Source organism: Brachybacterium sp. GU-2 (assembly GCF_030866705.2).
In the GTDB taxonomy this organism is placed as follows: Bacteria; Actinomycetota; Actinomycetes; order Actinomycetales; family Dermabacteraceae; genus Brachybacterium; species Brachybacterium conglomeratum.
The window spans coordinates 2154613-2166953 of record NZ_CP133037.2; the positions used below are offsets into that span (position 1 = coordinate 2154613).

Sequence of the window (12341 nt, forward strand, 5' to 3'; positions counted from 1 at the left end):
GTCCCCTGTGTCTCCACAGCAGAGACTCTTGAAGATTACGATTCAACGACCACGAATGAGCAGGACTTTCGTCCGATGCCGCCGACATCACGCGGATGTGCGGAAAAATGCAGGGCGTCCTCCCGGACCCCTGGCCCGCGCGACCTCGGGAATCGTCCGTCTACCCGTCGACGACGGGACCGATCAGTGCGTCACCGTCGTCTGCTGGTACAGCGTGAGCGCCGGCCGGCCGCCCACCAGCGTGTAGTGGCTCGACATCAGGGCCACGAAGGCCTCCTCGCCGTCACGGGCGGCGGTCGCCCGATAGACCAGCGCCGCGCTGGTCTCTCCCGTCGGCACCAGGCGTGCGTCCTCGAGGGTGAAGGTGCTCCAGGCGGGCGAGTCGTCGAGGGTCGCGGCGATGGTCGCGCGGTCCAGGACCGTACCGTTGACGAGGATCATCACCGCGTCGACCGTCATCAGCGCGCCATAGAAGCGGCCGCCCTCGTGCCGGGTGAGGGACTCCCAGCCGCGGTGCTCCAGGGCGAGCAGCGCGCCGAGCGTCAGCGGGTCGTCGGCCATGTCGTCTCCTCGGTCGTCACGTCGTCGTCGGTCCTGCGGGGCAACGTACACGCGCGCCGGGGCGCCGGCCTCACGGCAGGATCGCGTCCGTGTACCCGCCGTCCACGCGCAGCGCCCCGCCCGTCGTCGCCGACGCCAGCGGCGAGGCGAGGTAGACGACCATGTTGGCGATCTCCTCGGGCCGGATCAGGCGCTGCAGCAGCGACTGCGGGCGGTGCAGGCGCATGAACTCGAACTCCGCCTCCTCCCAGGGCAGGGACGGGTCCACCAGCTCGTAGACGAAGTCCTGCACGCCCTCGGTGTACGTGGGCCCGGCGATCACGGAGTTCACGGTGACGCCGGTGCCGGCGGCGTCCTTCGCGAAGCCGCGGGAGACGGCCAGCAGCGCCGTCTTGGAGACGCCGTAGTGGATCATCTCGGCCGGGGTGACGATCGCGGAGTCGCTCGCGATGTTCAGCACCCTCCCCCAGCCGCGCTCCTTCATGCCCGGCAGGGTCGCGCGGATCAGGCGCACCGCGGCCATCACGTTCACGTCCCAGTAGCGCTGCCACTGCTCGTCGGTGATCTCGAGCGCCGGCGCGGCGCCGAAGATGCCGAGGTTGTTCACCAGCACGTCCACCTCGCCGGCGGCCTCGAGCGCGGCGGCGAGACCGTCCTCGGCGGTGACGTCGCCGGGCGCCGCGATCAGCCGCGACGGGTCGACCCCGGCGCCGACCAGGGCATCGAGCGCCTCCTGCACCCGCTCTGCACTGCGGCCGTTGACCGCCACCCGCGCACCGGCGAGCGCGAGCCGCTGCGCGATCGCGAGGCCGATGCCCTGCGTGGAACCGCTGACGAAGGCCGTCCTGCCGGTCAGGTCCAGGTCGATCATGGGATGGTCCTCTCCTCGTGTCCCGGGGGCCTCGCCCCCCGGGGTGCCAGGGGGCAACGCCGCGGGCTCGCGGATCCTTCCCGGGCCGTTCCCGGCGAGGGACCCGCCTCTCAGAGCCCCATCAGCACGATGCCGATGAAGGCGAGCACGAGCGCCGCGACCACGGCGGCGGTGGTGCGCGCGGAGCTGTCGCTCTGCCCGGCGTCCGCGTTCCTGGACACGACCGAGATGGGCCCGGTATGCGTCGTCGAGGTCATCTCGTGACCGAGGTGGATGTCAGGGCGAGGATCCATGCCGGAGGCCTCCTTCAGCGGTGTGTGGGACGCGCCTGGTGCAAGACGCGTCCTGCCAGGTCAGTCGGGGAAATCGTGCGCCTCGGCGCACCGGTCAAGACTAGGGTCCTCGCGGGCGCGCGCGAAAGAGCTGTCCAGCACCCGTCAGCGGGATCACACGGCCCCGGGCGCACTGCTCGTCGCCCTGTCCTGCGCCCTTCCCGCACGGCGCCGGTGCCCGGGGCCTTCAGTCGGTCCGACCTGCCCGCACACCCCACGCCTCGCCCGCCCCGTCGGCCGCCGACGGTCACCGTTGACGTCGGAAGAGGGTCCCATGACCGACGAGACGGACGCGGCCGATCCCACCGCGGCCTGCCCGAGCATCTGCGCGGCGCCCTCGACGATGCCGCCGAGTGGCAGCGCCGCTGTGCGATGACCTGCACAGCACGGACGGCATGAAGGCGGGAGCGGATCCCCCGATCCGTCTCCCGCCTCCGCTGGGCCACGGGCCCTGCGCCGGCCTCCGCCCCCGCGGAGGGCCATCATCCCTCTCCCCGAGAGTCCCGCACCCAGTGCCTGAAATCTATGCGGGGCGCCCGGAATGCGCGATGGGGCGAACTCCCTGGGGAGAACTCCCCATGCCGAGGCCCGGTCGGGACGTGCACCCGTGCTCGGTGCACTGCCTCTCACCGATGCTCCAGCCGCTCCCCCGCACCCGCACGCTCCGGGAATCCCGCGCCTGCACCCGCACCCGTACCCGTACCCGCACCCGCACCCGCACCCGCACCCGCACCCGCACCCGCACCCGCACCCGCACGATGGTCGAGAACTGGCTCAGGGCGTACCACTACGCCGATATAGGCATAGAGGTACGCCCTGCGCCAGTACCCGTCCATCCCCACCCCGGCCGCCCGCCCAACGCCGATCCGAGAACGCCCATCCCCTCCCCCGGCCATCCCCCCAATCCAGCCCGCGCCCACCTGCGGTCCAGCTGCTCGCGGTAGCCTTCCAGCACGCCCAGGACGAGGCGTGCGCACGGCCCTCGAGGCGGTCCCCCGCCTGCACGGGCCGACGCTCGGGCCTCGTCACCGTCCCGGGGAGGACCGCGAATCGCAGTGAGCGCAGGAGAGACACCCTCGGCCGAGCAGCCGAGCAGCGGGAGCAGCCGCCTCCCGGATCCGTCCACGCCCGACTCGCAGGCCCCCTCCGCCCCTGGCGACCAGGACCTGCCGTGGAAGGCGACCGCGGAGCGTCGTGATCTGTGGGGCCCGAAGCAGACGGCGCTCGAGGGCACGGTCCGCGGCCCCGCCTCCCGCGAGGTGTCCGCGCCGCGCCCGTCGTGGCTGGTGCGGCTCGGGGCGCCCGTCGTCCTCGGCGGACTGGCCGGTCTCGCGACGCTGCTCGTCGTGCTCGGCACCGGCCTCGGCGGGCCCGTGCTGGCCCTCGGCGCGGCGGCCGGCGTCGGCGTCCTCGCCCTCGGCGGGGTGGGGGCGGCCGTGAACCGTCCGCGTCGGGCCGCGGAGGAGCGCCCCGTGATCGATGCGTCGGCTCCCGACGGCACCCGCGAGGTGCTCGAGCGGATCCTCGCCGCGAACCGCACCACCAGCGGCACGGTCGAGCAGCTGCGCCCGCAGGCCGCCGCGGCCCCGGCGATGCAGGTGCTCGACGACGTCGACTCGCTGCTGACCAGGATCGACGCGCTCGTCAGGGCGGAGCAGCTGCAGGAGCTGCGACCGTCGGCCGGCGAGGTGTCGATGCTGGAGGGCATCGCCACCCGTTACGTGCCCGACCTCGTCGACGCCGCCGCGGACATCATCGGCTTCCTGCGCACCTTCGCCGGGAGCGCCCGCGAGGAGGCGCTGGCGAACCTCGCCTCGATCGACCGGCAGCTCGACGTGCTCGGCGAGGGCGTCGAACGCATCGAGAGCGACCTCGTCGGCGGCGTCTCCCACTCCCTCGAGGTGCACTCCGAGTTCCTGCGCCGGCGCTTCGCCGACCAGCACCTGGACCCGATCATCGACGTCTGACCCGTCCCGCCGGCATCGACCACCAGCCATCACCCGCGACCCGCCCAGGAGGCACCGATGGACAAGCTCCAGCCGCCCACCCCCGCCCAGGACATCACCCCGGCCGAGCCGGTCGAGGAGATCAGCGACGACGACGCCGTCTCCGTGCTTCCCGACCTCCCTGCCGAGCAGCAGCAGGAGCTCGAGCAGCGGGCCGACGCCTGGGTCGACCAGGTCTCCCAGCTGAACCCCCACTCCCAGGAGTTCACCGCGCAGGTCAACGCCCTCGGCGCGGTCGCGCGGCGCACCTTCGAGCGCACCTCGCAGACCTCCTCGCGCTTCATGGAGCAGTCGCTGCGCGACGCGAAGGACAAGAAGGGCAGCGCCCAGGAGAACGTCGCGAAGTCGCTCACCGAGCTGCGCACCACCATGGAGGAGCTCGCGCCGAAGGAGGAGACCTTCGCCGACAAGGCGCTCGGCTTCCTGCCCGGCCGCAACCGCGCCAAGCGCTACTTCCGCAGCTTCGAGTCGAATCAGGACCAGCTCGACCACGTCCTCGGCGCGCTCTCCCGCGGCCAGGAGGGGCTCCAGCGCGACAACGCGGAGCTCGCCGTGGAGCGCCGCGCCCTCTGGGAGGACCTCGGCGCCCTCCAGAAGGCCTCCCACCTGCTGGGGCTGCTCGACGATCGGGCCGTGCGCAAGGCCGAGGAGATGCGCGCCTCCGGCAAGCAGGCCGACGCCGACGCGCTCGAGCGGGACGTGCTCTTCGCCGTGCGCCAGCGCCGTCAGGACGTCGCCACCCAGATCGCCGTGACCGTGCAGGCCTACCTCTCGATGGGCGTCATCGAGGACAACAACACCAAGCTCCAGCAGGGCGTGGAGCGGGCCCGCACCACCACCGTCACCGCGCTGCGCACCGCCGTGATCACCGCCCAGGCGCTCGAGAACCAGAAGCTCGTGCTCGACCAGATCGACGCGGTCAACGCCACCACCGACAACCTCATCTCCTCGACCTCGAAGATGCTCGCCGACAACTCGGTGAAGGTGCAGCAGCAGGCCGCGAACTCCGGCGTCTCCGCCGAGACGCTGCAGAAGGCCTTCGACAACCTGTTCACCACGATGGACGGCATCGACTCCTTCCGCACCCAGGCCAACCAGAACTTCCTCACCACGGTGACGAACCTGGAGCAGCAGGTCGAGCGGGCGCGGCCGTACATGGAGCGGATGCAGAAGGAGCGCCCGGAGCACGAGGAGATCGAGAGCGCCGCGAGCCTGCTGGAGATCGAGGACCGCTGAGCCCGGGCGGGGCCGGGAGGGGGATCCGCACAAAGGGGCTCCCAGCGGCACGCTGAGGAGCTGAGCTCCGCGGCGTGCCGCTGGGAGCCCCATTCTGCTGACGGGCCTCAGCCCAGCCGCACCGTCTCCCCAGTCTCGGCGGCACGGCGGGCGGCATCGAGCACCTCGAGCACGGCCACGCCCTCCTCGGCGGGCGACGGGACGGGGCCCTGCCCGGCGCAGGCCGCGGCGAACTGCTCGTAGAACGCGACGTAGCTGCCCTGCGCGGAGGGCACGATCTCCTCACCGTCGGCGGTATGGAGCGTGCCCCAGTGCTCGGGGGCGTCGTGCCCCCAGGCCACGGGGTCGTCCGCCGGGCGCTTCCCGGCGAAGATCGCGTCGGCCTGCACGTCGGTGCTGGCCACCTCGTAGGCGCCCTCGCTGCCGTAGGCGAGCAGGGTGCGGCGCTGGACGTGGTTCAGCTTGGTCGAGCTCGCGGTCGAGGTGACGCCGGAGGCGTGCTGCAACGTCACCATGAACGCGGCGTCGGTGCGTCCCTCGGGCAGGTCCACGTGGTCCAGCCGCGCGCTGACCGCGGTGACCGGACCGAGCAGCCACATCAGCTGATCCACGAGGTGGGTGCCGAGGTCGCGCAGCAGCCCGCCGTGGGGGCCGGCCTCGAGCTGCTCGGGCTGGTCGAGGTCGAAGCGGGAGTGGACGCGCCACAGCCGCCCGAGCCTCCCGCCCTCGAGCACACCGGCGAGGGTGCGGATGTCCGCGTCGAAGCGTCGGTTGTGGAACGCGGAGAGCACCACACCCGCCTCGCGCGCGGCGTCCTGCATCTCGCGGGCGACCTCGGCCGACGGGGCGAAGGGCTTGTCCGCGACGACGTGCACGCCCGCCGCGATCGCCTCGAGCACCAGGTCACGGCGGGTCTGCGGCGGAGTGGTGATGGTGACGGCATCGACCCCGGCTTCGAGCATCTCGGTGAGGGACGCGAAGGTCGGCACGCCCGGCAGGTCCTCCTCGACGGCGGCGCGGGTGGCCTCGGCCCGGGCCACCACCCCGGCGATCTCCACGCCGCGGGCGGCTTCGAGGAATGGGGCGTGGAAGTGCCGCCCGCCGTTGCCGTAGCCCACCAGTCCCAGTCGCATGGCTCCTCCTCGAGTCCGTCGGCCCGCGTGTCGCGAGCGCGTCCCCGCACAGTATCGCCATTTGTCCTACTGCTCCAGATGCTTTGTCCAGGGCAACCCCTTCGAAAGTTGGAGGACATTCCCCTCGAATGCTCACGTCGAGCCACCCGGCATACAAGTCGTTCCCGGCCTGCTCCTGAGCAGCCAGGCGTCGTGACCAAATCTTGTCCAGACATTGCCTTGACGGACTGTGTGGCCGGTGTCACTCTGTGCTCGAGTCGGCGATGGAGCCGACCCGGCCGACCGGCGAGGACGCCGCCCGGCCCCCATCCCAGAGAGGGCGTGATCCCCATGATGAGATCCCTGAAGAAGATGGCCGTCGGCGCCGCGGCGCTCGCACTGGTCCTCACCGCCTGCGGCACCGGCGGCAAGGCCCCCGAGGAGGCCGCCGGGAACGGCGATGCCGCCGGCGGCGCGGCCCGTGATCTGAACTACGCCGTGATCATCCACGGCGTCCCCGACGGCTCGTTCTGGAACGTCGTGAAGAAGGGCGCGGAGGACGGCGGCACCCAGTACGGCGTGAACGTCGACGTCACCGGCGACCCCGAGGGCTCGCGCCAGGCGCAGCTGATCGACTCCGCGGTCGCGGGCGACCCCGACGGCATCGTCGTGTCCATGGCGAACCCCGACGCGCTGCAGGGCTCGATCCAGGCCGCCCGCGACGCCGGCATCCCGGTGGTCACCATCAACTCCGGCGAGGACCGCTCGGCCGAGTTCGGCGCGATCGCCCACTTCGGCCAGTCCGAGGGCGTGGCCGGCGAGGGCGTCGGCGAGCGGCTGAAGGAGGAGGGCGCGAAGAAGGTCGTCTGCCTGATCCACGAGGCGGGCAACGTCGGCCTCGAGCAGCGCTGCCAGGGCGTGGCCGACGGCTTCGGCGGTGAGGTCCAGAACCTTCAGGTCGACCTCAACAACCCCCAGGGCATTCAGGCCACCGTCGAGTCCACCCTGATGGGCGACGAGTCGATCGACACCGTCGTGGGCCTGAACCCCTCGGTCACCACCGCGGCGCTCGCGGGCGTCACCGAGACCGGCAAGGACATCAAGGTCGCGAGCTTCGACATCGACACCGACGTGCTCGCCGGCATCCAGGACGGCTCGATCCTGTTCACCGTCGACCAGCAGCAGTACCTGCAGGGCTATCTGCCGATCGCCATGCTCGTGCTGTACCACGACAACGGCAACACCCTCGGCGGCGGGCACCCCGTCCTCACCGGCCCCGCCTTCGTGGACTCCGAGAACGTGGACCAGGTCGCCGAGTTCGTGGAGGCCGGGACCCGATGAGCGCCGCAGCCCCGGATCGACCGGCCCGGGAGCCGGTAAACCCGACCACCCCACCGTCCCGGACGCCGACGGGCGAGGCGGGCGCGGGCTCGTCCGCCCGTTCGTCGGCAGCAGGCCGGTCGGCCGACTCCTCGTCGAAGTCCGTGCCGACGGGCCCCGTGTCGTCGAGCGCCGCGGCGTCAGCCGGCTCCCCGACAGCGCCGTCGCCGTCCGCCGCGTCCCCGTCGGCCGCGCCCGGAGCCTCGGCGCCGACGCCCGGAAACCCCGCGCCCGGCGACGAGAAGGACGACCGCCTGGTCTCCGTCGGACGAGTGCGCCGCCTGCTGATGACCCCGGAGGTCGGCGCCGGTGGCGCCGCGATCCTGGTGTTCATCGGCTTCACCCTGATCTCGCCCGTCTTCGCCTCCCAGGCGGGGATCGCGAACTTTCTCGACCCCGCCGCGACCATGGGCATCATGGCGATCGCGGTGGCGCTGCTGATGATCGGCGGGGAGTTCGACCTCTCCACTGGTGTCCTCACCGGCTCCACCGCCCTGGTCACGGCGCTCGCGGTCACCGAGCTGAACATGAACGTGTGGCTCGGGATGCTGCTCTCGCTCGGCTTCGCCCTGGTGGTCGGCGCGATCAACGGCGTGATGGTGCACCTGACGAAGCTGCCCAGCTTCATCGTCACCCTCGGCATGATGTTCGTGCTGTGGGGCCTGAACTACGCCGTCACCCAGCGGCTGACCGGCCAGGTCACCGTCTCCGGGGTGCGGGAGTACGCCGGCTACGACAGTGCGCATGCGCTGTTCGGCAGCGCCGTCGGCCCGTTCCAGATCTCGCTGGTGTGGTGGCTGGTGCTCACCGCCGTCGGCGCCGTGATCCTGTTGAAGTCCCGCTGGGGCAACTGGATCTTCGCCCTCGGCGGCAACTCCGACGCCGCCCGCGCCGTGGGCGTGCCCGTGATGCGGGTGCGGGTGGGGCTGTTCATGACCACCGCGGCCGCGGCCTGGCTGGTGGGGACCCTGACCGTGATCCGCTACGGCAACGCGACCGTGACCAGCGGCATCGGGCTGGAGTTCTACTTCATCATCGCCGCGGTGATCGGCGGCTGCCTCCTCACCGGCGGCGCCGGCTCCGTGATCGGCGCGTCGATCGGCGCGCTCATCTTCGGCATGGTCCAGCAGGGCATGCCGCTGGTGGGCCTACCCAGCGAGTTCTTCCGCACCATCCTCGGCCTCGTGCTGCTGGCGGCGGTGCTGGTGAACCTGTGGATCAAGAAGCGAGCGATGAAGGTGACCTCATGAGCGACAACCCCGCCCTCACGGCCCCGCCGGACCATCGGACCACCACCCCGGTGCTCGAGGTCCGCGCGATCACCAAGAGCTTCGGCCGGGTCACGGCCCTGCGCGACGTGACCTGCGCGGTGCGCGAGGGGGAGGTGACGTGCGTGCTCGGCGACAACGGCGCCGGCAAGTCCACGTTCATCAAGACCCTCTCGGGCTACCACTCCCCCGACTCCGGCGAGATGCTGATCGACGGGGAGCCGGTGCGCTTCACCAGCCCGCGCGACGCCCTGGACCGCGGCATCGCGACCGTCTACCAGGACCTCGCGATCGCGCCGCTGATGCCGGTGTGGCGCAACTTCTTCCTCGGCTCGGAGCCGACGAGATTCGGCATGATCCGCACCCGGGAGGCGAAGCGGATCGTGGTCGAGGAGATGGCGAAGATGGGCATCTCCGTGCGGGATCCCGACCAGCCCATCGGCACCATGTCCGGCGGTGAGCGGCAGTGCGTCGCGATCGCCCGCGCGGTCTACTTCGGGGCGCGCGTGCTGATCCTCGACGAGCCGACGGCGGCGCTCGGCGTGCGCCAGTCCGGCGTGGTGCTGAAGTACGTGATGCGAGCCCGCGAGCGCGGCCTCGGGGTCATCTTCATCACCCACAACCCCAACCACGCCTACCTGGTCGGGGACCACTTCGTGCTGCTCAAGCGCGGCCAGACCGTCTCGGACATGACCCGGGAGGAGACCACCCTCGGCGGTCTCGCCCAGGAGATGGCCGGCGGCGCCGAGCTCGAGGCGCTCGAGCACGAGCTGGGCAGGGCGGCGCAGACGGCGTGAGGGGGCTGCGGGGCGAGTCGGCCGGACGGGGACACCACCCGTCTGGCCCACCTCGCTTGCATCCAACCGAGGAGCTTCGCCCACCCCACCTCAGATCAGGATCGAATTACCGGTCGATTAATGCAACTGCTCTCCAGATCCGATTCTCAGCGACCAGCAACTTCACTGCAGCCCGCAGAGCGGGACGGGACGCCGGGGTAGCTGACCGCTCAACGCTGTGCCAACACGCAACATCGCCCTCCCCAGCAACGGCAAGTCCGCTAAGCTTTGAACAAGTGTCATTTCAGGCCTGTAGATTGCAACCTATGGAATTGAGAGTTGACATGCTCGAGTCATTTCAGAGGATCAGTGGGATCGGACTCTTTCGTGACGCCACGGGAGGTCGCAATCTACCACTCAAACGCGTCACACTGATCTACGGGGAAAATGCTCGCGGCAAATCAACCCTTGCCGCAACTCTCGGCTCAGCCCAAAATAACGACCCCACGATCGTCACAGACCGAGCAACGATCGACACGGACAGCGGTCAACACGTTTCCATAACTAGAAGCGACGGAACTCGCCTTTCATTCAAGGACGGCGCATGGTCGGGGAATAACAACAATATCCGGGTCTTCGACTCTGAGTTCATTGAAAACAATGTGCATTCAGGACACGAGATAACTTCCGACCATCGAAAGAACCTACTTGCGTTTGCCCTCGGCGAGAAGGCTGTCGAAGCGGAGGCTCGCGAGCGGCGCGCAACTTCGTCCCACAAGGAAATCAGCGCCCAGCTTGAACTCGCGGTCCAGGAGCTGCTGACTGAGACTGACGGGATGGCCGAGCCTGAATTCACCGCCCTTACCCTCGTCGAGGGCATCGATGAAAAGATTAAGGCTGCCGAGGCTTCGGTCGAGAACGCCATATCTCGGCGCTCCATCATGAATCAATCTCTTCCCGCCCCGCCAGACACAGAAGACTTGGATCTTGATTACATCTTCGACCTATTGAACAAGACTCTCGAATCGGCGCACGCATCTGCGTCGCGGCTCGTCCTCGATCACTTCTCATCAAGAAGTAATCACAGCTTTGAAGATTGGGTCTCGGCAGGTCAACCATACGACGATTCTGAGACTTGCCCCTATTGCGGTCAAGTTGTCGAGGATCGCTCGCTTTTGGATGCCTACAAGCTTCACTTCAATAAAGCTTATCGAGATCTAAAGGCAGACATCGAGGGCGCGATCAATGACGTAGAGTCTGCAACGAGCCCTACGGTCATGGAGAATTTTGCGGCCGCAATCAACTCTGCCCGGGAGGCGACAACCATCTGGGAAGAGTGTGGGGTCGCGGTACATTCTCCCGGTGTTGCAAACCAGAAAGAAATGACGAAGGATCTTTCGGCTGTGCGAACTAATCTTCTTGAACTTCTCAACAGAAAGCAATCTGATTTAGACTGGAAGGGCTTCGATTCTGAGGTCGAGGGCGAAACGCGACGCACCTGGGAAAGGTTCGGTGCGGCAGTTCGCGCCGAAGCGCATGTCATAGGTCAAACCCTTACGGCTATTACCGATTTTAAGCGGACCCTCGAGGCTTCCGACGTCGACGTCGAGAGGCGAAATTTGCGACGACTGCGGCTTTCAAAGCTCCGCCATAGTGAGGTGATCGCCGCGAAGGTTGAACGCATTAGCTCTCTTCGTAAGGGTCGCGACAGGGCCGACACTGAGAGGCGAACTGCGCGTGAGGACCTTAAGAAACAGATGAATCACACCCTATCTACTTTTGGAGAAGATATAAACAAGTATCTTGCGATGCAGTTTGCGTCATTCAGGATTGATCGCCTCTCTTCGAACTTCATGGGTGGTTCCCCTCGCACAAACTACGGGATCCTCTTACGAGAGCGTGAGGTAGGCCTTACAGGAGTCAGTAAGTCATTTCGGACGGCTTTAAGTGAAAGCGACAAGCGAACCATGGCGTTCGCATTCTTCTTAGCATCGACCCTCTCGGATAGCAGGTTGCACGAGAGAATTGTCGTGGTAGACGACCCCATGAGCAGCTTGGACCGAAATAGACGCTCGACCACCGTCAAGCTTCTCCAGGAGCTTGCACCGAAGTGCGCCCAACTAATCGTCATTGCCCATGACCCACAGTTCCTCTTAGATCTAGACAGTGGGTTGGAGCGCGCCAAAGTAGTGGATTCGTCGGGCAAGAAAAGTCCAATCGAGCGTGCCCACCTCAAGCTGGTGCAGAAAGTACTGGATCCTACCCTCGAGCCCTACACCGACTTCGCCGAGTGCGATCTCGCGCGAGAGTGCGAGTCTAAGTACGCGAGAAACTACCGGACCGTTTCTGATTTCGTCACTAACCCCGTAGGCGATGGATACGCGGCCGCTACAGCGATTCGCCCGCTTCTCGAAGGCTTCCTACATCGCAGGTACCCAAAGCTATTGCCAGAGAACTGCATGTTTGGAAAAGCGGTTAGCGCGATTGAGAATGCGACCCATCCATCCCCACTTGTCAGTGCGCAGCATCTCGTTCCAGATCTACGTCGCGTTGCCTACTTCGGAAACGACAGCCATCACGACACCAGTCCGGACGCAATATGGGCAGGATTGAGCACAGTGGAGATTCGCGGATTCGCAGCCGAAGCACTTTCCATAGTTCATGGGGAGAGGTAGCCTGTAAATTCTACTCTCTGCATTTTACACCAGGCGCCTCCTAGCTCTGGCCCCTAATAATTGTTCCGGCCTCCTAGTGTGCTTTGAAATGCATCCTTCCTGGCGTTGAGGATCGACTGTCCCT

10 protein-coding genes are annotated in these 12341 nt (G+C 67.8%); 6 read left to right on the forward strand and 4 right to left on the reverse strand.

The window, feature by feature from the left end; genetic code table 11:
• Nucleotides 1-183: 183 nt before the first annotated feature.
• The 3 genes from RBL05_RS09855 to RBL05_RS09865 form a co-directional block, all read right to left on the reverse strand.
• On the reverse strand, nt 184-561 hold the full coding sequence (locus RBL05_RS09855) for a nuclear transport factor 2 family protein (RefSeq protein WP_308739645.1): 378 nt from the start codon (nt 559-561) through the stop codon (nt 184-186).
• Nucleotides 562-631: 70 nt separating this feature from the next.
• Complete coding sequence (locus RBL05_RS09860; protein WP_412523760.1) at nt 632-1432, reverse strand: SDR family NAD(P)-dependent oxidoreductase; 801 nt, start codon at nt 1430-1432, stop codon at nt 632-634.
• A 110-nt stretch (nt 1433-1542) separates the two neighbouring features.
• Nucleotides 1543-1725: a hypothetical protein gene (locus tag RBL05_RS09865; RefSeq protein WP_308739644.1), complete on the reverse strand. Its 183-nt coding sequence runs from the start codon at nt 1723-1725 to the stop codon at nt 1543-1545.
• A 1094-nt stretch (nt 1726-2819) separates the two neighbouring features.
• On the opposite strand from RBL05_RS09865, the gene RBL05_RS09870 reads away from it, so the two are divergent.
• Together RBL05_RS09870 and RBL05_RS09875 are read left to right on the forward strand one after the other, a co-directional pair.
• The gene (locus RBL05_RS09870; RefSeq protein WP_308739643.1) at nt 2820-3731 is read left to right on the forward strand and encodes a hypothetical protein; all 912 of its coding nucleotides are present in this window, start codon (nt 2820-2822) and stop codon (nt 3729-3731) included.
• 57 nt (nt 3732-3788) lie between these two features.
• Nucleotides 3789-5006, forward strand: coding sequence for a toxic anion resistance protein (locus tag RBL05_RS09875; RefSeq protein WP_308739642.1), 1218 nt, complete (start codon nt 3789-3791; stop codon nt 5004-5006).
• Between the two features lie 107 nt (nt 5007-5113).
• Here the strand turns inward: RBL05_RS09875 and RBL05_RS09880 are convergent, their stop codons facing one another.
• Nucleotides 5114-6139 carry a Gfo/Idh/MocA family protein gene (locus RBL05_RS09880; protein ID WP_308739641.1) on the reverse strand — a complete coding sequence of 342 codons (1026 nt, stop codon included), beginning with the start codon at nt 6137-6139 and terminating at the stop codon, nt 5114-5116.
• A gap of 330 nt (nt 6140-6469) precedes the next feature.
• On the opposite strand from RBL05_RS09880, the gene RBL05_RS09885 reads away from it, so the two are divergent.
• From RBL05_RS09885 to RBL05_RS09900, 4 genes are all read left to right on the forward strand, one after another.
• Entirely contained in the window at nt 6470-7459 is a 990-nt protein-coding gene (locus tag RBL05_RS09885) for a sugar ABC transporter substrate-binding protein (RefSeq protein WP_308739640.1), read from the forward strand.
• A 158-nt stretch (nt 7460-7617) separates the two neighbouring features.
• On the forward strand, nt 7618-8748 hold the full coding sequence (locus RBL05_RS09890) for an ABC transporter permease (RefSeq protein ID WP_308739639.1): 1131 nt from the start codon (nt 7618-7620) through the stop codon (nt 8746-8748).
• On the forward strand, nt 8745-9563 hold the full coding sequence (locus tag RBL05_RS09895) for an ATP-binding cassette domain-containing protein (RefSeq protein WP_308739638.1): 819 nt from the start codon (nt 8745-8747) through the stop codon (nt 9561-9563). Before RBL05_RS09890 ends, RBL05_RS09895 begins: the two co-directional genes overlap by 4 nt.
• A 305-nt stretch (nt 9564-9868) precedes the next feature.
• On the forward strand, nt 9869-12217 hold the full coding sequence (locus RBL05_RS09900; RefSeq protein ID WP_308739637.1) for an AAA family ATPase: 2349 nt from the start codon (nt 9869-9871) through the stop codon (nt 12215-12217).
• Nucleotides 12218-12341 lie beyond the last annotated feature (124 nt).

What these genes read in the sequence shown, in the direction of transcription:
- RBL05_RS09855 (WP_308739645.1), bottom strand. Translation starts at nt 561, where the DNA reads ATGGCCGACGACCCGCTGACGCTCGGCGCGCTGCTCGCCCTGGAGCAC.
- RBL05_RS09860 (WP_412523760.1), bottom strand. Translation starts at nt 1,432, where the DNA reads ATGATCGACCTGGACCTGACCGGCAGGACGGCCTTCGTCAGCGGTTCC.
- RBL05_RS09865 (WP_308739644.1), bottom strand. Translation starts at nt 1,725, where the DNA reads ATGGATCCTCGCCCTGACATCCACCTCGGTCACGAGATGACCTCGACG.
- RBL05_RS09875 (WP_308739642.1), top strand. Translation starts at nt 3,789, where the DNA reads ATGGACAAGCTCCAGCCGCCCACCCCCGCCCAGGACATCACCCCGGCC.
- RBL05_RS09880 (WP_308739641.1), bottom strand. Translation starts at nt 6,139, where the DNA reads ATGCGACTGGGACTGGTGGGCTACGGCAACGGCGGGCGGCACTTCCAC.
- RBL05_RS09885 (WP_308739640.1), top strand. Translation starts at nt 6,470, where the DNA reads ATGATGAGATCCCTGAAGAAGATGGCCGTCGGCGCCGCGGCGCTCGCA.
- RBL05_RS09895 (WP_308739638.1), top strand. Translation starts at nt 8,745, where the DNA reads ATGAGCGACAACCCCGCCCTCACGGCCCCGCCGGACCATCGGACCACC.
- RBL05_RS09900 (WP_308739637.1), top strand. Translation starts at nt 9,869, where the DNA reads ATGGAATTGAGAGTTGACATGCTCGAGTCATTTCAGAGGATCAGTGGG.